Here is a 19,237-nt window from a genome sequence, read left to right as displayed (position 1 = left end):
AAGCTTGCATTTCACCATGAAGAGGAGCACTTGCTTTTCCTACAGAGGAGCTGCCTCCATTTGTGCTTCCACTCTGACCAGAAGCCTGCATTTCATCGTGTAGAGAAGCACTTCCACCTTCTACATAAGATCCAGTACCCTCATTTACACCTTCACTATAGCCAGAGGCTTGCATTTCATCATGTAGAGAAGCACCTCCACCCTCTACAGAAGATCCAGTACCTTCATTTGCACTTTCACTATAGCCAGAAGCCTGCATTTCATCATGTAGAGAAGCACCTCCACCCTCTACAGAAAATCCAGTACCTTCATTTGTACTTTCACTATAGCCAGAAGCCTGCATTTCATCATGTAGAGAAGCACTTCCACCCTCTACAGAAAATCCAGTACCTTCATTTGTACTTTCACTATAGCCAGAAGCCTGCATTTCATCATGTAGAGATGTATTTCCACCTTCTACAGAGGAAGTTGATCCCTGACTATCAGTAGAAACACCTGCTGCCTGCATCTCATCCTGTAAAGAGCTGCCTTGACCTTGACCTGCCCCTTTTCCTTCCAAAGAATTCCCTTCAGTATTTTTGCCCCCTTCTTGTTTCTCAGTAGAGGATAATCCCTGTTGTTGAGCTTTCTGCTCATTTCCTGTGTTTTGACCTTTAGAAGCAGTGTTTCCTTTCTCACCTGCCATTCCTGCCTTTTTCATTTCTTCATGCAATGCTGGTTGTTTTTCCTTATTTCTTTGTGTAACTAATCCTTTTCCAAGCCCTCCAACTCCTGTTGCTGTCTGAAGAGCACCACTACCAAGACCTTTTCCTACATTACCAACACCTTTTGCAAGATTGGCTCCTCCTTTTAAGGTTCTGCCCATCATGCCAATACCACTTTCAAGTCCTTTTGCCATCGCAAAACCTCCTGCCAGAGCGCCCCAACCACTTTTGAGTCCGGCATCGATGCCAAAGAGACGTTCACACATTACAGGCCCATCTACAACAGCAATACTAAAGGCGATCAATGCGATCAGGTATGGAATACCCTCTAATTTATCGCTAATAAAGACCGTTCCCATCAAATAGACCTTCATAGATATAAAGATCATAATCGTTACGAGGAATGTATTCAGGATATTTTTTAAAACGGCTTTTAACTTCTGCCCATCTGCTACATCCGCAGGCGCAACAATTTGGGCTAAAATGGAGTTAAATCCTAGCTCAAAGCACAACTTTGCTAATTTAATAGAGGTAAATAACAACGTCATCCCTATAACAAAAAGGGAAACCGCAATTGTCCAGAAGTTCCATGACCATCGGTAATAGAGTTCTGGAAAGAAGTCAAACCATCCATTATCTAGTTCTGCAACTCCATCTTTCCCATCTGGTGTCAAAGCAGTTTTATGTGTAATTATGTCTTTTCCATCAGCACTTAATTCTTTATCTTTAGAAACCTTAAATTTATCATCCATCTTTTCAGTAATATCAATCATCATAATATTTTTTTGTGGTACTTTATTTGGTTCTTTCAATTCTGGACTCTTCCATTTTGTAAGGTCAAATTGTGCGACATCCGTTAGATTACTTTTAATAATCTTTTCACTTACGGTTCCTTTTTCATTTAAATCAACAGCTTCAATGGCTTGATCGGTGAACTTATCAGCCTTTAACATACTTGTATTTAATAAAAGTAAGACTGCCATTGAGATAAAAATGTTAATCATAATTTGTTCACGATTGACTTTTTTCTGAATAATCAACATGTAGCCGATATACAGAAAGGAAAAGGCCAGTAACACATATAAAAAGGGTTGAATCTTCGTAATAAAATCTTGAATGTCAGGAGAATTAAAAAACGATTTAACGCCTAACACACTGTCTGTAATCCCTTCTAGTCCATCCACTAGAAATGAAAGAACTTGAATACATCCCCAACCCAATTTCCGTAATAAATAAGTGAGGATATTTCCGACATCTAAGTACTCCGAAAACTCATGTAGCTTTTCAAGAATTTCTTCATCTTTCATCTGCTCATCTCCTTATGCACGTATTACATGCCTTGAAACAACGTATCAACGGTTATTTCTAATCGTTCATCCAGAGGAGAAACACGAATTTGTACAGGTGCTTCTCCTTCCTGTCCTTTTTCCAAATGTATAGTGCCATCTAGTAAGCCAATTAACACTTGATGTCCTTCTTTCACAATCGGTGCATAGTCCTCTAAAATACGCTCTAATTCCTTTGAAATATTTGTCATTCTTTCTCCCCCTTTTGGTATTAAGCTTCTTGTGCTTCCATCTCATGTTTCAAATTTCTAATAATGGTATTTATTTTTGTTTGAAGAAGTTGGTGGACATTTTTACTTAGTTGGTCACTAACTCCTAGCATATTTAATTCCTCTTCAAACTCACTCATGGACTGTTGCTCAATCTCTTCCACCGTTTTATTCATTGCTTTTGGTAAATGTACTTTTAAAGCAGTAGAAACGTTCTTATCTCCATCAAAGAACTCTTTGACTGTTTTAGTTTTATAGTTCTCATACGTTAGAGGAGGAAATGGATCGTCGGTTAGTTCCTCTTCTTTTTCAACCGATGGAGGTTGTGATTGAAAAGGAAAGAAATTATGAATCACCAAGGATCTTGGATTGACTTGTTCATGTAAAGACGAAATATCAATATCTAGTATCGAACGATCCGTATCAAAGTCCTCTCCGAGGTATTCCCAACGGTATTTCAAGGCTGTTTTTCCAGTGTTATAGATCGGATGTGCTTTAATTCTCTGACGTGCTTTATCTTGACGTTTTACCACACGCACAACCACACTTTCTCCTTCTTGCAATTCCATTAATTCATTGGGTGTTAATAATGGTTTTCCATCCACTCCCTCTGTTTTACTTTTATCTGTTGATAATGCTTTCCCACTTCGAGAGGTAGAATTGATGGTACCGTCCCCTAATTTTTGTGAAATGGTCTTCGCTGTTTCGTAGTTATTGCTTAAAATATAAAACGTATTCCCACAGTTTCCTTCAATCGTTTCAGCATCATTTCCATATTTATTTTTTAGTTGTGCATAGGCTTGAATCACTAAGTTAAAACGTATATTTCGTCCTAAACAAACCGTGATAATGTTGGACATTCCCTCAATTGCCGGCATGTTCCCAAATTCGTCTAACAACACCACTACTTCTCGATGACACTTGTTTCCTCGTGCCAATGAAGCATTCTTAGAAAGAACATAATATAACTGCCGAACAAAAATAGAGGCTATGACATGGTTACTTGAATCATAATCTGGTGTGACCATAAAAATAGCGATTGGTTTTGTAAAATACGTCACTTCCTTTACATGAATGGTTGGATGCTGTTTCTCTACTGTAAACGTGGTACCTCCTGTTTCTTTTGTGATTCTATGTATCCTAATAACAGTTTCAAGTCTCGATGAAGTAACAATTTTATCACTGAACTTTTCCGTTAATATAATTTCATCATTCTGCTTGACTTCACTTGTAAAGTTGACTTCAAATAACCCTTTGGCATCGGTTTTAATGGTTTCTTTTTGACCATCTGGAAAGGTCATTTCTAAGCGAGTAAGAGGTGCTGCTTTTCCTTTGATGGTTTTTCCAAAGCCCACACGTTTTAAATCAACGCTATTTTTAGAAGTCATCTTGGCGATTTCATCAAACGTAAAAATGGATAGTCCATTCATCGTTTGAGTGAAGATGCCTCCTCTTGTCGTACCTTTTGAGAAGTTTGAAGTCGCATACTGCATTTTGGCGACACTTTCTGTTGGTAGCCCATCAAAGTACAAATCTAACGCATTTTGGGTATCTCCTTTTTTATTAATTACAACCTCTTTCGAGCCTAACTCTGACAACATATTCGCCACTGTGTACATGTTGATTTTATTCTCTTCTTTTTCTTTAATACACTTATCCGTTACAGCAAGAATCATGGCGTTACATAAACTCATCGCACACTGTTGCCAGAACGGATCTTTCGCATTTGAATTGTAGTAAAGCGTATAGGATAATGTGTTACATAGAGCCTGAGCTGTTGAATAATCCCCATCTTTATACGTTTCTTTGATCATTTCCAATAGGTTATAACTCATGGATTCTAATGGATTGAGTAAGTTTAGAACTTCAACATGATAACCTCTTTCCTCTAACGTGTTTTTAGAAGCTGCGAGCAATTCGCCCTTTGGGTCGTTGCAAACTAGGGAAGGTTGTTTTTCAGCTCGTGAGTAGATATCAATCGTTGGAAAAACAAAGGTTTCCCCTTTCCCTGATCGTGTAATCCCGATGATTAAATTATTAACGGGTGTGTCATCAATCAGCATGTAGCTTTTCTTCGTAAAGAATCGATGTGCATGGAGAAGCTTCTGTATTCCCTTTAAAGCTTTATACTCTTTCCATGTTTGAATCAAATCATAAGTTTGAATACGTGAAACAGGTACACCACCTCCCCCTTGATACGTTGTCGTTTTTTCAGGTACTTTGCGATATTGTTTTTTCAATTCACGCCTTGTGGTAAACCGTCCAGACCCTTTTTGATTATGGTTTAAATCTTTGAAGTTGGATTGAATATTATAAGCGAATTTGGCCGTTAATAAGGCAGCCACTAGACACATCGCTCCATATAAAGGCATGTACTGTTGAAAATGAATCTCTGTCAAAAAGGATGTTTCTAGATGAAATGGCTGCGGTTCAAACACATCACTAAACGTTGTTTGAACAAGGTTTCGCATCATGTTAAAAAGAAAGTTCAAGATAAGTAGAATAGACACAAAAAAACAAGCACTTAAAGGAATAAGTACTTGTTTTTCAGCGATTACATATTTGATGGACTTATTAGGTTGCATTTCTTATTCCCTCCTGGTCAATCTCTTCAGAAGTAGGAATGACATAGTAGGCACTCGATGAAAGAGAAAAGAACGTTTGATCTCTTGCCTCATACTTGTGTTGAAGGTAACGAAAAGCCGTGTTAATGTCCCATTGTACCTCTTTCATATCCTCTTCGGTTATTACATAGGCTTCATTACAAACTAAGTCGTCTTTTTCCTGTTGAGTAAGCTTGGAGATATCTAGAGGTGGCATCGTTGGTTTCGTGCATAATCGAAACTTGAACGCATATTTCAGAAAATCGTCTGTAAGAGTAATCGAATCGGCATTTTTAAAGATCATGACAATCTGATTTTCTAAAAGAATGACATTATGAACACTGTTCGCAATGCGTTGGGCATGAAGTTGAGTGGTATGAAAGCTGCCCAATTCAATTTCGAGGAATAAATCTTCTTCATAGTATTCGATCCCTACGACAAAGGCTTGCTTCTGATTTTTCACTTTTGTTTGTGTATACATCCTGTTCATCCTTTCTTATAGATTTTTTAGGAGCTCTTCTTGTTTTTTCTGCTGATCCGTTAAAGATTGGATTTTCTTTTCATCTTTTGGATCTTTCTTCTTTTCTTCCTCCACTTGTTTTTTTGTCTCTTCTACCTCCTTCTTTGTTTTCTCATAGGTTGCTATTTTTTGATTCAAGTCTTGATTTTGAATATGAGCTGCCTCTTCTTTAGCCTCCTTTACTTTATCAAGCTTCAAGTATCCATAAGCCTTCATTTCATAGCGTTTATCAGTCATTTCTACTCCTGATTGACGCATCATATCTTCCCATCGTTGTTCGTGATAGGCAAGATCAAAGGCTCCATTTGGCGAAGGAAACGTTTGTTGAAATTCCTTTAACACATTGACATCTCCTTTCTTTGAAATCATGCTTTCCACTACTTCTGGATGATCTCCCTGAAGCCTAACAGCTTTCTCATACTTTTTTTGATCGACGAGAAGGCTCATATAAACGTTTTTCTGTTCTTTCGTAAGACTTTGTTCATCAATAGAAGAAAGCCGTTTTAAAGCTCCTTCTGAATCTCCTAAGAGCGCTCTTTCATATGTTCCTGTTATTTTTTGTTCGAGTTTGACTTGTTTTTGTAAATCTTGAATCGTTTCAGCTCGATCTTGGGAAGTAGCCACTGTTGAAAAACATGTTGCTGAAAAGATAAGAAGGGATAAAACCCCTCCTCCATAGATCAACCTTCGGTTACGAGTAGAAAGGACAGGTGTTTGAGTCGTTTGTACATCACCCTCTTTTTCTTCCCCTAAAGAAAAAGAACCATCTGTTGTTTTCAGATGGTCCGGTACTTCCTTTTCCAATTGTTCAAGAAAACTTCTCTTTCGAGCTTCCTGTATATCGTCCATTTTTAAAGAGCTTAACTTTTTCTTAATATGATCGACTACATGGCGACTATGACCCAATCCAATAGACAATGTTCCTGCATATACCTCTTGATCTTCCTCATCAAGGATAAAAAAATCGGCATGAGCTTTTTTCTTCGTACGCTGATAGTGGGTTTCTAATGTTTCTGTTATCTCGCATGCTTCTGGAATCGATAACTTTTGAAATGGCTTTAACTCTTTTTTCTCACTTTTTATAAACATGACAGACAGCATGTTTTTCCATTCCTTTCGTCTAAAAATGGGCATAGAAAAAAGCTATACAATCGACTGTATAGCTTTCTTAGCTTCCGAATCGGATATTTGTATTTACACCTTCAGCTAATGCATAAGCACCCATGACAACCACTAACCCAACTGCGCCTCCAACAAACCAAGCGATACATTTATGACGACCTCGTTCTCCACCTAAGATTAAGTGATACCCACCTACACAAAAGGCAAGAGCTGCCGCAACCATCGCAATACGCTGCATCCATTTGATAATAGACTTTCCACTTTCTATGAGGCCATTCATGCCATCTGCCGCCCCCAGGGTTAAATGCGAAGTTAACTGCGTCACATCCACGCTATTCAATAAATCTAACATGTGTTCCACTCCTCTTTTTCGTTAGTTTTGTGTTACTGGAATGCTTTGTGGTCTTACAGGAACTGGTTCAGCTGCTTTAGGTTCGCTTTTTTCCTCCTCCTCTTCTTCACCTGTAAAAGCACTTAATGCTTGAAGAATTAAATCTTGATTTTCTTCAATAAACTGTTGGTGTTGTTGATGTAGCCAGTCATTGTATTTGTTTCCATTCACTTTTAGCAACTTTTCCACGAGATCTTTTGATTTCTTTAATTCTTTTTGGGAGATCGTCAAGATACCACCACCTTTCAAAGCGAATCTCTTATTCTTCGAAATACATTTCTTTCGATGTTTCAATAAAATGAGAAAGTTCTGTTTCTAATTTTGATGGATCATATTCATCTAACTCAATTTGTTGTTTTAACTCACCATCTTTATAGACAGCCAAAGTATCAGCATGTTGATCTAATCCATAGTCGTTTTGACTCTTAGAACCATCAAATTTAGGATGATGACCATCTAACTCCTTTCCTTCAACATTCTCTTGTTGCATTGCACGTTTGACATCATTCATGTATAAATCACGATTCTCCTTATTAAAAGAGAACATAATGAATCCAGTACCATCTTCTTTCATAAATTTCTTCATCTGAAGAGGACTTAATTCTTCTAGTTCACCATTTCCTTTCACTTCACTTGAATTTTGGGAAGAGACAAACGCTGTGCCTATTCCAAGAGCCACAACGATTCCTGCCACAGCAGAAAGTAACCATTTTTTGTTTTTCATAACCATTCTCCTTTGTTCTTAATATTCAGACATAACAAGCGATTCTGAAACCTACCGAGAGTCATATTTCACCATAGGTTTAGCGATCATCTCTGTCTTTTCAAGGTTATGAAAGGAAATATATACCCGTTTCTGGCTGGAAGGGCAAACCCTATATTGGCATGCATAGTTTTCACTAAGCCCAATAATGCACAACGTTTTCGGCATGTACGAAGAACCTCGTGTATCTACTGTTTGGAGTGTTGTCGCTTCTTCGGAGTTACCCTCACGCCATCACTCTTCACAGATCATGGATACACCGTCACTGTTTTGTTGCTAGATCACCGATGAGTTTTAGGACGCACTCATCGAACCTTTTTATTATCGTATACCTTAACCCCCTTGTGATCCGTTTAGGGGAGGCACGCAATATAAAATTGTCAAGGTACCACTTCTCGTGCTCTCGGCACGTTTCAAAATCGCTTGTATGCTGCATCTAAGAACTAGCAGGTCTTTTGTAAAACTTCCTTCAATTCCTCATCTTTCTTTCTGCGCTTGGCGACGATGGTATGAGCCTGATCCATTACTGAGCGTACTTCATAATAAATATCAGCTACACGTTTGACATCGCCCGTTCCTTTTTCTACAGCTACCCCTCCTTTTAACGTATACAACTTTCCATCAAAGGTTTTGGCACTTTTCGCACGTGCATCTGATATATCATAGAATGCTAGTCGCTTTTCTGCTTCCATATTCATCGCCCCTCGTTAAGTATTCTAAAACTTAGTTCATATCCTTATGATTTGTTAAGAAAATATCTTCTAATCTAAGATCCAATGCTTCTGCGATTTTCTTCATATTTTCAAACGTTGGATATTGACGAGTCCCATTTTCGATTTGAGAAATAGTTGGTTGCGGGACTCCTGATAATTGAGCTAAATAGGTTTGGCTCCATTTCTTAGATAACCTCTTTTCTCGTATGGTATTTATTTCTAGCACCTCCTTGATTACATTATATTCATTTTCGGATAATATATAAATATATTTTTAACCAAATTCGTATACTTTTTAATTTTGTTTAATTTGTTGATTTCACATTACTTTCAGTCTTTGATAAAATTAAAAAAAAACTTAAAGAGAGTAGATAATATGAATGAATTAAAGAAGTATATAGGTACAAAAATAAAAGATTATCGAAAAGAACTTAAAATAACTTCTGTCGAGTTAGGAAAGCTCTCTAATACGTCTCAAACCACAATTAGTGGTATTGAGCGTGGAGACAGATTTGCTTCTTTTGAAGTAATGATAAAGATTTGCGAGGTTTTAGGAATTACTTTATATGATGTGCTTCCTTCTGAAATTACTAAGAATTTAGATTTAAATCTCCTCGATCGTAATGATGAAAGAATTAATATCATACTAAGTACTATGGCGCCAGAAGATATTGAAATAGCAGAGAACCTTTTACTTAATCACATGTCGTTCTTGAAAGAGTTTAATAATCTAACTCCTGAAGCGAAAGAATACTTAACAAAATTCATTCATTCAATATCAGATAAATAATCCTTAAATATATGTTATAGGAATTTATTCGTTTGCAGGAGGGGAAACTTTTTTCCCCTCCTCAAATACAAAAGAATGTGCTAAACTTAAAAGTTATTTTTCTTTTTGGATTTAATTTCAATAAAAAAAGGGATCTTAGTACCAATACTAAGATCCCTTTTAAGCATTTAGTTTCCGTCTCCATGACCGAGAGTGTTTTTTTATAGTATCTATAGTTTTATATAGACGTTCAGCAATATCGCTTTTTTTATAACCTTTCTTTTCAAGGTTATATACTTCTCTTTCAGAAGATGTAAGACTACGCAATTTCTTTTCTTCTCTCATTTTCCCTAATAAAGCTCCGGCAGCATCCGAGTGTATTTGATTCCTACCTTCAACTGCTTCACGTATAGCCAAGATAATATCATAAATACTGCTCTTATTTATATAATTAACTGCTCCTGATTCAAAGGAGTCAACAATAACATCTTGCTCACTAATTGAAGTAAGTGCAATTGCTTTGATTTTTTGTTTACTCAATATTTCAATAATCTCAATTCCATCAAGATTGGCTGCTGTTAAATTGATATCCATAAGAACTATATCAATCTGACTTTCATTTTCTACAATTTCTAGAACTTTCTCTTTAGAATCAACAATTTTTATAACCTCAATATCATCTGCTTCTTTTTCAATATACATGGATATATTTTTTTGCCAAAAAGGATCATCTTCTACTAGAATTACTTTTATATTTTTATCTTTCATGTAGATTTACCTCCCATTTGGTTATGAGCTAAGTTTTGTAGAAATCATCCTAGATTTAGGAAGTTTAATAATCATTGAAGTCCCTTTTCCTACTTCGCTATGTACTGAAAGTTCACCATCATGCGCTCTAATTGTTTTATAACAAAAGCTAAGTCCTAAACCATGATTTTTAATGTTTTTCTTTGTAGAAAAATAGGGTTCCATAATACGATTTAATTCTTCTTTAGAAATCCCAACTCCATTGTCAGTAATTTCAATACTAATTCCACCATTTTTCATTTTGAACATTTGAATATGAATTAAACCTTCTGTCACAACAATTGCTTCCATAGCGTTGTTTAAGATATTGTTTACTACTTCTTTTAAAAGAATTGGATCACCATATAATATTGTATCAACTGTGAATTCAGTTTTTATTTTGATACCTTTGGCATTAAAAATTTTCTCTACTCCACGTACACAATCTGTGATTAAGTTTACCATTTCTACATTTGTTTCTTTCAGAACAATTTCTTCTGTCTTTGCTCTAATACGATCCACCATGTTATCTATTCCTTCAATTGCAGAAAAAACTGAATCAATTGCTTTCTCGGCCTCATCTAGATCTCTTTTTTCAATAGAATTTTGAGCAATATTAAAGAAAAACTTTATTTTACTTATTTCGTTCTTGATAGTGTGATTTAATACAGCTGTTCCGCCATTCATTATTTGAATGGACTTATCTAATATTTGCTGTTGTTCTACTTTCACCTTAATTCCAAAGGCACCATTTAGAAAGATATATCCAATAAAGAATATATAAGCCCCGAAGAAAAACATAGGTACAACTCGAAACAACTCTGTCTGTGAATCAATAGCCCTAAGAACGTAATTAAATATAAACACACCTAACCATGCAGGGACGAGCACGATAAAGACTCGAAACTTTTGCTCTCTTTGATAAACATTTATCTCGTCACGCCATGTACAAAACATAATAAAACTAGCAATCAAAAAGTATGGAGCAGACCAAATTAAAAGGATGCGAAAGTTAATATCTATATCTGGGTGAAAGTCAGTGAAAAATATCATAAAAACCATTGGTAAAGAAAGCACATAAGCTAAAGCTTTTTTCCTTTTCCCTTTAACTATTTGTGAATAAACAATTGAATACATTAGGATAGCATAGGGAGAAATAACTTCACCTAAAAATTGCAAATAGATATGTGCTGTAAATAATATATTGGATATACTCTCAACTCCAAATTTATGTACACCTGGTATAATGTCAGTCAATATGGCTTCTGATAATGCACCTATCCCCCCAGACATTGCAAAAGTAATCATCCATCGATTTGCTTCATTTTCTTTAGGTTGAGTAATGAACAGAATAATGGCAAATAGTAAATTAAAAACAAATATAAATAACATTCTTAAGTGCCAGACAAAATGTCCAAAATATCTTTTGGTTGCTTTGCCACAAAATCTGCATTACCTGTGCTTAAAAGGTCTAACGAGTCATACCCCCAAGATACTGCTATACAAAGAAGTCCATTTTTTTTAGCAGCTTTAATATCTCTTAACTCATCTCCTATATAAATAACTTCTTCTTTTTTTAATTTGTTATTTTTCAAGAACACTGAAATATCTTTTGATTTAGAAAAAGGGTTGAATGTATATTGACTATAATCAAAAATATTAATGGAATTATTTATTAAAAATTCACTGGTTACATCTTTCTTATTACTTGTTAAAAAGCCTAATTTATAACCTTGCTTTTTTAGTTCTTTGAGAATTTCACTTATTTCAAGTACAGGTGTTAAATTAGGTATAAACGTTTGATATCTTCTTTTTACTGCAATCCCAACCAGAGGCATCTTATATATAGGTACATTGAGCGTCTTACAACGATCACGTATTGATAATGTACTTAAGTGTAATACCTCTTCTTCGCTAATTTTTTTATAACCTTGCTTCTTAGCAATTTCATTAAAAATATCAATTGCTAAAAGCTTTGTATTTACAATAGTGCCATTGAAGTTAAACAGTATAACTTTTTTCATATAATTCTCCTAGAACTTTTTAAATTTATAGAACATTAGTTTTGTTTTATCGTATCAAACTACCATTTAATTTCAAATAGAACATAAATCCTTTTATTTACATTTATTATAGTTGTTAGATGATTATATTTGACCTAAATAAATGTTTTTTATTAACATAAAAATGAATATTATTCATTGATTTACTTTTTATACCAAATAAATAACGTTCAATAGTCTTGTTTTTTACATAAAAACCCACCCTATTATTCCGATAATTAAGAAAAAATCTAAGATTGCCCCTCCAATTGCAATAAATCCCAATATAATCGGGCCGAAGATAGTAAAAAATGAAAGAATACAAATAATTGCTACAACGATAAGCAGTGCTACTCCTAAGAATTGTAACAGCAAAACTTTTATGGTAAATAAAAAAGCAAGAATCAAACCAATTATAAGAGAAAATGTAATGATTCTAGTCATACTATTGTTCAGTAATTTCATGGAGCTCCCTCCTCTAACGTACCTATAATTATACTTATTTACATAAATAACCAATTTCAACCTAACCTTAACTTACAGTATCCAATATTCCAACAGCCCACTACTTATCTTTTGTACATTAACTAACCTGTGTTTAATCCGAAGCTTGTACTTAAAGGTGTGTCAGTTTCACATTTAATAAAGATAAATATCACTATAGAATATAAACTACGTTTTACACCCTAAATAAGTTCACCTTAAGTTAAACTAAAACTACCTTTAGTTTAACTTAAGGTGAACTTAACCTCCCCGACATACACACTACATCCCGGACAAGTTAAACCATCACTCGAACAAGTTCAACTAAAGATGTCATTTGTCCGAAAATTCGTCGGAAATATGTACAAGATGTCGTTTTGTACGAACCCATTTGTTTTCTTAATGTCTTTATTTGTTCAAAATGTTGTTTTGTACGGTATAAAACGTTTCTATTATGTTATCATTATGTCATGATGTATTTTTCAAAGGAGGTTTTCTGCAATGGATTACGAAAAAGTGTATTCCTTAACGGCAATAGCAGACAAATTAGGGCGTTCAAGGTCTAGTGTCTATGATTGGCTCCATACATATAAGGAATTTGTAGAACCGCACACTGTCGGAAAAGGCCGGACAAAGAAATACAAAGAATCTATTTTTCCTGTGTTGTCACTTATAGAAGACTTGAAAGCCGAAGGGCATCCTAATGACTATATTCGTGCTTTGCTTGCTTCGGAAGGTCATGATATTGTTGTTGAAGGGGAAACAAATGAGAATGCTCCAGTTTTGACACAATTAACTGAAGCATATAAAACTATCTTAACGAAAGTTGAAATGCTGGAATCGCAAAATGAAGATTTAGCACTTCAAAATGAAAAAATGGCAAATGCTATGCAGGCAATGGCTGAAGTAATGCGACAAACCGCGGCAACTACTGAAGAAAAAGCAGCAGAGCGTGAAAAACGACAACTTGAACGTGATCAAATGTTAATAGATACTATGCGACAGCTTCATGCTGACAAACAACAAGAACCGAAAGGCTTCCTCTCAAAACTATTTGGTAAATAAAAGAACCCCAACGAATTAATCGTTAGGGTTCTTTTATTTATATGGTCGGTCTCCATCTGCTAAAAGGGTTGTTATCATTTGATGATTTACATAATCTAAATGCTTTTGGCATAAAAAAACAATTCTAACACATTCTAAGCTAATTGGGGAGGGGAAAAAAATTTCCCCTCCCTAAAACTAAAAATCTCATATATGATGGACTCAATATCTACACTAATATGGCATCTGCGTAGCTAAAAATACTTGTTTTGATATATTTTACTAATTTTTTATTGAATTATAAGACTACTTAACGCTATAATTAAACTAACAAAAATGTCCGGAATAGAAAAAAGACTTCAACTGTTTAAGTAGTGCAGCAACACTCTTAAACCGTTCACCCTAATTACGGTAGGGAAAACACTTGTCGAAGTCTCTTGTTAATAGAGTTAGTTTTTCTATAAAATAAAACTTATGTTTTTATTTTATACGAAATTGACATCTATTTCAAGGGCTTAGTTCATCAAAATCAAGGCATTGTTTTCCTTTTTCCAGGGAAACAGTGTCTTTTTTGTGTTCCTTAAAGGAGAAGATGAACAAGTGACAAAAATATTAACCTGTTATTTAAAAGATGTAGACACCTTCAATGGACGGTTCAAATGGTTATGGACCAACAAATCTATACTACGTAAAAAGAAAGAAGAGTTTTTAGAAAATCTTCGTATCCACTTTAAACAACAACAATCTGCTATACATAAAGAATTTCCTAAAAGGAGAATGGAAATGCTCGATCACGTCATCTATAACCTAGTGGCTACAGGCATTCAAGCGATCCGTTCTGAAACACTTATGAAGAGATTTAACGTGTCCAAAAGTACGGTTTCTCGTTTTGTACGCTCATTAAAAGCAACACCTTTTATACTTGTGGCCCGATACATTAAAGAGGATGCAACAGGTACTCATCCTGACAGTTATGTATTTGTCCTTAAAAGTCATAAAAACTTTCAGCAAATTTGCGACGAAATCTTTTTTGCTCATGATACAACAGGTGTACAAACGCTTCAACAAGAAGAAATGACCACTCCTGTGACACGTCCTGTGACGTCTCCAGAAAGTGCTGAAAACATTGATACACCAAGCTTAGAGGCCGATAAATCGCCTGATGCCTTTAGTAACCTTGATTTACCTGTAAATCATATAAATAATCATTTAATGTCTGTTTCACAGGCCTTCACATACATCAAAGGTGTGCCTAAAAAAGTCAATCAAGTCTATGCAGGTAAATATGGACATCAACTACAAGACTTTTATGCTCGTATCCAAAATGCTTCAAAGGCAGTAAAAAAAGATACAGAGATTGAGATTAAAAAAGAGCAAGTACATGAAATTGCGTATACATCCATTGTGGGCTTAGATAAATATGTGCATGAAGCCAATCAACAAGGCAATCCGTTATCCCTGCGGGATATGTGTCGATTAATCTATCAAATTGCGAAAAATCAATTCTATGAATTAGCAAAGCCAAAGAATCAGGATTATTCATCAGTATACGCAAACCAACAAGAAGTTATACATAACGAAAGCAAAGAAACAAGATTGGCTACACCGAAACGGATTATCCGTAAGGAACTCGTTCCAAATTGGTTAAAAGCCGAACAGCAGCAAGACCAACCTAAACAAGAAACAGAGGTTACAGTGAATCAACAGCTTGAAATGATCCAGTTGAAGCAAGATTTAGGACAAGAGCTGACACCAGAAGAAGAGAACTTACTGCAGGAGCATAGCTCCACGTATAGCTTGTTGGAGATAGCTCAGGTAAAACAAGACTTAGGACAAGCTTTAACGCCAGAGGAACAAGAGTGTTTGCATCACCATAACCAGTTAAAAGACACAGCTACCTAATCAAAAAAGTAGAAATCTCTTAGAAGCTGATGTTTTAATAGAATATGTTTATTTAGAACTGTGTTCTAAATAAACAATAACTACTAATCTACGCAGGAGGAGACTATTATGCCACATAAAATTACCTTAACCGGATCAGCCACAGGACCTTTACGAGAATATGATCGCTACGTTGCCTTTGATATGCGTGAAAAAGGGTCACCATCTGCGCCTAAAGGATTAAAGAAGAGTACCTTTATTTCGTATACGGTATTTGTTGCGAAGAAAGCCTTTAATAAAACCGGACTCACGAAGAAAAGCATCATGCATGAAAAAATCTTAATTCAAGGGGAACCAACGTTAGACATTCCTATTGATGAATGCCCTGGTGAAGTAGGGGTCATCTGTTTCCAGATTACCGTTCTCCCGAACAAAAATGATAAAGAGAAGAATCAGTCCGAAGAGAAAAAAGAACCTAAACAAGAGGTTTCTGCGTCTTCTGAGGACTCGCAGAACACGGAACCTAAAGAACAGGAAGAAGAGCAAGCACCTGTTTCTCAACCCGTAGCAAAAGAAGAGAAAAAAGAGGTAAAGCCTATTCAGCCAGAAGTACAACAAGCGCCTACAGAAGAGAAAAAGGCCGAGGAAAAAAAGACAACACTATCCAACCAGCCGAAGGGAACTCAGGATCTTTTGAACTTTGATGATATTATCGTTCCTGAAGAGTTTTTAAAGACACGCCCAAACCCTGAAAAAACGCAAAAGGTGATCGATTTTGTGAAGCGTACAGGACGCCTAGATGAGCCATTAACGATTGAAAAAGGATCCAATGTCTTAAAAGATGGTTACCGTCGTTATGTCGTGGCCAAAACGGTCAAAATGGATCAAGTTCCTGTTGTCTATGAATATCAAAAATAAGGGTGTAGGAGTCTACTAAATGAATAATAAACAAAAAGCGATTGAATATATTCAAAAGGCTTCTGATGAATTGGAAAAGCATCGGGAGTTTCTTGCAAATCTAGGCCTGAATGTATCCTTCTTGAATACGGCTGATAGAAAGTTAGATCAGGCCATCCATTGTCTTGTTCATTCAATCGAAGAGCCCGAGGATGACAATGACAAAGAAATTAAAGAAGTGTCCTTTCATGAAGGTGAAAAGGTTATTGTATTCAAAAACGGGGATATCAAAACGACTAAATATTTTAATCAAGCAGAGAATGTAGATAAAAATTAGATCATTTTGAGTAGGATTTAGATTGGTATATTAACGGCAAAATGACAAAACACCACATATGGTCCTCTTATTATTTGAAGGTTTTTACATATATACCTAGAATAGTTCTCTTGATAAGAGGAGGTGATCATATGTTGAGAGTCATAACCGCAGAAGCAGCATATACCACCGAAGAATTAGCTGATATACTTGGTTTGCCCATACCAACTATACGAAAATACAACTTCCATTTTGCCAAAATTGGTGTGCAATTCACTAAAAAAAACGGTAGATTAGCTTATACGAACGACGACGTTACCATCTTTCATGAACTAAAAAGAATTTATGCTCATCCCGAGATGACCTTAGAAAAAGCCGTTATAACTGTCGCAAAAAAATTCAACCTAGTACCAGACACTCCACCAAACATTTCAACTGAAAAGCAAACCCTTAGCTTAGAACCACGTGAGGTACAAATGAAAGAGATACAAAGCTATATCGATGCCAAGTTTGAGGAACACGAACGTCAATTAATCTCAATGGCTCGTGAAATTCGAGCGTTAAAAAAAGCACAACAACAAAAGAAGAGTTTTTATAAGTGGTTAAAAACCTTTTTTGAAAAATGATTTGCTAGAATATTGGTATCTCGTTATCTAATATTCACATAAAAAAACCTTTTTCCTCTGCCGAGAGGGAAAAGGTTTTTTGTGCAAAGTTCAATTGTAAAGAATATCAATAACAAAGACCGCCCAATATGTATCAGTGTATAAGGCGGTCTTAACTGTATTCATGCTATATGATTATGACCAAAATATCGACATTATTCTAAATCGAATTAATTAAAGTAACTAGGGAAGCTTCTTTTTTTAATTTATATCTTAGTTTATGCTGCTTATAGAATTTAGTTGCCTATTTTTTTAGGCTTTTACGAATAAATTTTTCAAAACACGTCAACCCTTTATACAAAGGAGGTTGTTATTGTGTCTGGTACAAACAGAAAAAGAAGCAAGTTAGGGAGATTCCTAGAGAAAAAAGGCTATAAGCAATCGGAGTTAAGTAAAACAGCCAACTTAAATAGAAATACAGTTGCTAAGATCTATAATGATTCAAGTTATATTCCATCAGGAACAACTATAAAAAAAGTAATGAAGGCACTAAAAAAGTTTGATCCGAGTTTAAAGGCAGAAGACTTTTTTGATATATAAAAAGAGAAGATTAACATTAACCTTCTCTTGATAGAACTAATATCTAATTCTTATTAAGCTAGAAAACTGTTTCCGTCTCAATTTAAATTACATTTTAGGTGCCTCCATGCCTATATGAGCCTATTCCTCTTTTAAGGCAGCTTTTTATGTTGTTCGTCATTACGTAAGGGAAATTTTAATTCCACCAGACGATGCCCGTGTTCTTGGCCTTACATCTTTTTGTTGTTTACCTGAACCTTTGTATTTCTCCATTAATTCATGAATAGTTGCTACTTGTATAATGCGAATATGTTTTGAAGAGATAGCATAACGAATTGGTGTAATCAAAATAACGGAAGGGAAGATAGGTGCCCGTTCTTCAGGTTGCCAGTGCAACGCTTTCCACTCATCCGAAAAGAAAAAATCCTCATAAAGATGGATTTTCTCCTGCATTTTCTGTTCAGAATACTGATTCCGTTGAATTTCAAACCAAAACGGAGAGCCTTTAAAAATACAAAAGAGGTCGGGTTCAATGCCTCCCTTTCGTCCAGTGGGCTTATCTTCAATAATGACCTGTTTAGGCATACCATATATACACATTTGTTTATAGATTTCCAAAATAGAAAGGAAATGTAGTATTTTTTGAGAGTTCTTTTTAATCTTCGCGTCTACGGGCAAGTAAACCGTCGGAGAATACTGCTGTGTGCGTTCAATGAGTCCTAATCGGTACAAACGCACCATGACACTATTACACGCATTTACAGGCGATTTCAGCTGTTTAAAGAATAGTTCTACTAATGAGTCGCGATCCACAGCCCGAAACTGATTGACAAACCCAATGATGTCTTTATCACGCTGAGATAACCGGAAACTCATCGCTGCTCCTCCTTCTCTAATAACCCAAAGATGGACTGTGATACCACTTCTAGTTCTGGTTCAGGATCTTTCACACGTGTTTTATATGGAGAAATTATTTCCTTACAAGCTCCTTCATCTAAGAAATAGGCTTGAAACTCTTTGACCTCATCAATTTTAATTTTCATACGACCCCTGGCAGCTGCATCAATTTCTTCTGCACCGAGTACTCCAGCTACTTTCGCATTCGTCGCATCGGCTTGCCTTCCAGAAATCCGCACCCTTAAATTAGCTTTTAACGCAGAGTTTAATAAATCAGCATCTGGACGCTGCATGGCAATAATCGTGTGAACACCTAGTGCACGACCTTGGCTGGCAAACTGTTGAATCATCTCTACAAGATCCGTTTCTCTCTTCACGATGGACATTTCATCAATTACCACAACGATACGAGGGAGCTTGAAAGGAAGCCTGCTGATGTGAGTCACGCCGTGCTCCAATAGTAAGTCGCCTCGCCGATACATTTCAGCCCGAAGTAAGGAAAAAGGTTTTCTCATATCTTTCGCTTCAAAACAAAGCGCATCAACGTGATCAATTCCATGAAATAAC

General features: G+C 35.7%; 22 protein-coding genes and 1 pseudogene. 7 read left to right on the top strand and 16 right to left on the bottom strand.

Annotated elements, in window-relative coordinates:
* From POF52_RS30110 to POF52_RS30065, 10 genes are all read right to left on the bottom strand, one after another.
* Positions 1 to 2,011, bottom strand: a 2,011-nt coding sequence (locus POF52_RS30110; RefSeq protein ID WP_271997815.1) for a pLS20_p028 family conjugation system transmembrane protein, incomplete at its 3' end; no start/stop codon positions are given.
* Between the two features lie 23 nt (positions 2,012 to 2,034).
* Positions 2,035 to 2,241: a hypothetical protein gene (locus tag POF52_RS30105; protein WP_271997812.1), complete on the bottom strand. Its 207-nt coding sequence runs from the start codon at positions 2,239 to 2,241 to the stop codon at positions 2,035 to 2,037.
* 20 nt (positions 2,242 to 2,261) lie between these two features.
* Positions 2,262 to 4,844 (bottom strand): VirD4-like conjugal transfer protein, CD1115 family, encoded by a 2,583-nt coding sequence (locus tag POF52_RS30100; RefSeq protein ID WP_271997809.1) that lies wholly within the window; start codon positions 4,842 to 4,844, stop codon positions 2,262 to 2,264.
* Complete coding sequence (locus POF52_RS30095; RefSeq protein ID WP_271997806.1) at positions 4,834 to 5,343, bottom strand: hypothetical protein; 510 nt, start codon at positions 5,341 to 5,343, stop codon at positions 4,834 to 4,836. The genes POF52_RS30100 and POF52_RS30095 overlap by 11 nt, the downstream gene beginning before the upstream one ends.
* A 15-nt stretch (positions 5,344 to 5,358) precedes the next feature.
* A complete protein-coding gene (locus POF52_RS30090; protein WP_271997804.1) occupies positions 5,359 to 6,483 on the bottom strand; it encodes a hypothetical protein in 1,125 nt (374 codons plus the stop codon).
* Positions 6,484 to 6,550: 67 nt separating this feature from the next.
* Positions 6,551 to 6,856, bottom strand: a complete 306-nt coding sequence (locus POF52_RS30085) for a hypothetical protein (protein WP_047933325.1) — start codon at positions 6,854 to 6,856, stop codon at positions 6,551 to 6,553.
* Positions 6,857 to 6,877: 21 nt separating this feature from the next.
* Complete coding sequence (locus POF52_RS30080) at positions 6,878 to 7,126, bottom strand: hypothetical protein (protein WP_193425040.1); 249 nt, start codon at positions 7,124 to 7,126, stop codon at positions 6,878 to 6,880.
* A gap of 28 nt (positions 7,127 to 7,154) precedes the next feature.
* A complete protein-coding gene (locus POF52_RS30075; RefSeq protein WP_271997794.1) occupies positions 7,155 to 7,619 on the bottom strand; it encodes a hypothetical protein in 465 nt (154 codons plus the stop codon).
* Positions 7,620 to 8,101: 482 nt separating this feature from the next.
* Complete coding sequence (locus tag POF52_RS30070) at positions 8,102 to 8,350, bottom strand: hypothetical protein (protein WP_098980317.1); 249 nt, start codon at positions 8,348 to 8,350, stop codon at positions 8,102 to 8,104.
* 31 nt (positions 8,351 to 8,381) lie between these two features.
* The gene (locus tag POF52_RS30065; protein WP_194758240.1) at positions 8,382 to 8,597 is read right to left on the bottom strand and encodes a helix-turn-helix transcriptional regulator; all 216 of its coding nucleotides are present in this window, start codon (positions 8,595 to 8,597) and stop codon (positions 8,382 to 8,384) included.
* A 150-nt stretch (positions 8,598 to 8,747) separates the two neighbouring features.
* Here POF52_RS30065 and POF52_RS30060 point away from each other — a divergent pair, with 150 nt between their 5' ends.
* Positions 8,748 to 9,161: a helix-turn-helix domain-containing protein gene (locus POF52_RS30060; RefSeq protein ID WP_098563037.1), complete on the top strand. Its 414-nt coding sequence runs from the start codon at positions 8,748 to 8,750 to the stop codon at positions 9,159 to 9,161.
* A 159-nt stretch (positions 9,162 to 9,320) separates the two neighbouring features.
* On the opposite strand, the gene POF52_RS30055 is transcribed toward POF52_RS30060, so the two are convergent.
* The 4 genes from POF52_RS30055 to POF52_RS30040 all read right to left on the bottom strand — a co-directional run bounded on the left by POF52_RS30055 (position 9,321) and on the right by POF52_RS30040 (position 12,433).
* Positions 9,321 to 9,908 (bottom strand): response regulator transcription factor, encoded by a 588-nt coding sequence (locus POF52_RS30055; RefSeq protein ID WP_095380517.1) that lies wholly within the window; start codon positions 9,906 to 9,908, stop codon positions 9,321 to 9,323.
* A 21-nt stretch (positions 9,909 to 9,929) separates the two neighbouring features.
* Positions 9,930 to 11,234 (bottom strand): sensor histidine kinase, encoded by a 1,305-nt coding sequence (locus tag POF52_RS30050; protein ID WP_176528278.1) that lies wholly within the window; start codon positions 11,232 to 11,234, stop codon positions 9,930 to 9,932.
* Positions 11,235 to 11,320: 86 nt separating this feature from the next.
* The gene (locus tag POF52_RS30045) at positions 11,321 to 11,950 is read right to left on the bottom strand and encodes an HAD-IA family hydrolase (protein WP_098563039.1); all 630 of its coding nucleotides are present in this window, start codon (positions 11,948 to 11,950) and stop codon (positions 11,321 to 11,323) included.
* A 225-nt stretch (positions 11,951 to 12,175) separates the two neighbouring features.
* The gene (locus tag POF52_RS30040) at positions 12,176 to 12,433 is read right to left on the bottom strand and encodes a hypothetical protein (protein WP_271997782.1); all 258 of its coding nucleotides are present in this window, start codon (positions 12,431 to 12,433) and stop codon (positions 12,176 to 12,178) included.
* Between the two features lie 519 nt (positions 12,434 to 12,952).
* On the opposite strand from POF52_RS30040, the gene POF52_RS30035 reads away from it, so the two are divergent.
* From POF52_RS30035 to POF52_RS30010, 6 genes are all read left to right on the top strand, one after another.
* Positions 12,953 to 13,516 carry a helix-turn-helix domain-containing protein gene (locus POF52_RS30035; RefSeq protein ID WP_029325649.1) on the top strand — a complete coding sequence of 188 codons (564 nt, stop codon included), beginning with the start codon at positions 12,953 to 12,955 and terminating at the stop codon, positions 13,514 to 13,516.
* Between the two features lie 579 nt (positions 13,517 to 14,095).
* On the top strand, positions 14,096 to 15,397 hold the full coding sequence (locus POF52_RS30030) for a replication protein (RefSeq protein ID WP_271997779.1): 1,302 nt from the start codon (positions 14,096 to 14,098) through the stop codon (positions 15,395 to 15,397).
* Between the two features lie 108 nt (positions 15,398 to 15,505).
* Positions 15,506 to 16,294 carry a plasmid stabilization protein gene (locus POF52_RS30025; RefSeq protein ID WP_271997777.1) on the top strand — a complete coding sequence of 263 codons (789 nt, stop codon included), beginning with the start codon at positions 15,506 to 15,508 and terminating at the stop codon, positions 16,292 to 16,294.
* Between the two features lie 19 nt (positions 16,295 to 16,313).
* Complete coding sequence (locus POF52_RS30020) at positions 16,314 to 16,610, top strand: hypothetical protein (RefSeq protein WP_271997775.1); 297 nt, start codon at positions 16,314 to 16,316, stop codon at positions 16,608 to 16,610.
* A gap of 131 nt (positions 16,611 to 16,741) precedes the next feature.
* On the top strand, positions 16,742 to 17,215 hold the full coding sequence (locus tag POF52_RS30015) for a MerR family transcriptional regulator (protein WP_271997772.1): 474 nt from the start codon (positions 16,742 to 16,744) through the stop codon (positions 17,213 to 17,215).
* 354 nt (positions 17,216 to 17,569) lie between these two features.
* A complete protein-coding gene (locus POF52_RS30010) occupies positions 17,570 to 17,794 on the top strand; it encodes a helix-turn-helix domain-containing protein (RefSeq protein WP_098534974.1) in 225 nt (74 codons plus the stop codon).
* A gap of 159 nt (positions 17,795 to 17,953) precedes the next feature.
* Here the strand turns inward: POF52_RS30010 and POF52_RS30005 are convergent, their stop codons facing one another.
* A complete protein-coding gene (locus POF52_RS30005) occupies positions 17,954 to 18,649 on the bottom strand; it encodes a hypothetical protein (protein ID WP_271997767.1) in 696 nt (231 codons plus the stop codon).
* A pseudogene (locus POF52_RS30000) lies at positions 18,646 to 19,237 on the bottom strand (FtsK/SpoIIIE domain-containing protein); the annotation flags it as partial. The pseudogene POF52_RS30000 and the gene POF52_RS30005, both read right to left, overlap by 4 nt.

The sequence above is a fragment of the Priestia sp. AB genome (assembly GCF_028369225.1).
Taxonomy (GTDB): Bacteria; Bacillota; Bacilli; order Bacillales; family Bacillaceae_H; genus Priestia; species Priestia megaterium.
Note: the sequence above shows the minus strand (reverse complement) of the source record. Positions and strands in the feature narration are given on the sequence as shown.

What these genes read in the sequence shown, in the direction of transcription:
- POF52_RS30105 (WP_271997812.1), bottom strand. Translation starts at nt 2,241, where the DNA reads ATGACAAATATTTCAAAGGAATTAGAGCGTATTTTAGAGGACTATGCA.
- POF52_RS30100 (WP_271997809.1), bottom strand. Translation starts at nt 4,844, where the DNA reads ATGCAACCTAATAAGTCCATCAAATATGTAATCGCTGAAAAACAAGTA.
- POF52_RS30095 (WP_271997806.1), bottom strand. Translation starts at nt 5,343, where the DNA reads ATGTATACACAAACAAAAGTGAAAAATCAGAAGCAAGCCTTTGTCGTA.
- POF52_RS30090 (WP_271997804.1), bottom strand. Translation starts at nt 6,483, where the DNA reads ATGCTGTCTGTCATGTTTATAAAAAGTGAGAAAAAAGAGTTAAAGCCA.
- POF52_RS30085 (WP_047933325.1), bottom strand. Translation starts at nt 6,856, where the DNA reads ATGTTAGATTTATTGAATAGCGTGGATGTGACGCAGTTAACTTCGCAT.
- POF52_RS30075 (WP_271997794.1), bottom strand. Translation starts at nt 7,619, where the DNA reads ATGAAAAACAAAAAATGGTTACTTTCTGCTGTGGCAGGAATCGTTGTG.
- POF52_RS30070 (WP_098980317.1), bottom strand. Translation starts at nt 8,350, where the DNA reads ATGGAAGCAGAAAAGCGACTAGCATTCTATGATATATCAGATGCACGT.
- POF52_RS30060 (WP_098563037.1), top strand. Translation starts at nt 8,748, where the DNA reads ATGAATGAATTAAAGAAGTATATAGGTACAAAAATAAAAGATTATCGA.
- POF52_RS30055 (WP_095380517.1), bottom strand. Translation starts at nt 9,908, where the DNA reads ATGAAAGATAAAAATATAAAAGTAATTCTAGTAGAAGATGATCCTTTT.
- POF52_RS30050 (WP_176528278.1), bottom strand. Translation starts at nt 11,234, where the DNA reads ATGATTACTTTTGCAATGTCTGGGGGGATAGGTGCATTATCAGAAGCC.
- POF52_RS30045 (WP_098563039.1), bottom strand. Translation starts at nt 11,950, where the DNA reads ATGAAAAAAGTTATACTGTTTAACTTCAATGGCACTATTGTAAATACA.
- POF52_RS30040 (WP_271997782.1), bottom strand. Translation starts at nt 12,433, where the DNA reads ATGAAATTACTGAACAATAGTATGACTAGAATCATTACATTTTCTCTT.
- POF52_RS30035 (WP_029325649.1), top strand. Translation starts at nt 12,953, where the DNA reads ATGGATTACGAAAAAGTGTATTCCTTAACGGCAATAGCAGACAAATTA.
- POF52_RS30025 (WP_271997777.1), top strand. Translation starts at nt 15,506, where the DNA reads ATGCCACATAAAATTACCTTAACCGGATCAGCCACAGGACCTTTACGA.
- POF52_RS30020 (WP_271997775.1), top strand. Translation starts at nt 16,314, where the DNA reads ATGAATAATAAACAAAAAGCGATTGAATATATTCAAAAGGCTTCTGAT.
- POF52_RS30015 (WP_271997772.1), top strand. Translation starts at nt 16,742, where the DNA reads ATGTTGAGAGTCATAACCGCAGAAGCAGCATATACCACCGAAGAATTA.
- POF52_RS30005 (WP_271997767.1), bottom strand. Translation starts at nt 18,649, where the DNA reads ATGAGTTTCCGGTTATCTCAGCGTGATAAAGACATCATTGGGTTTGTC.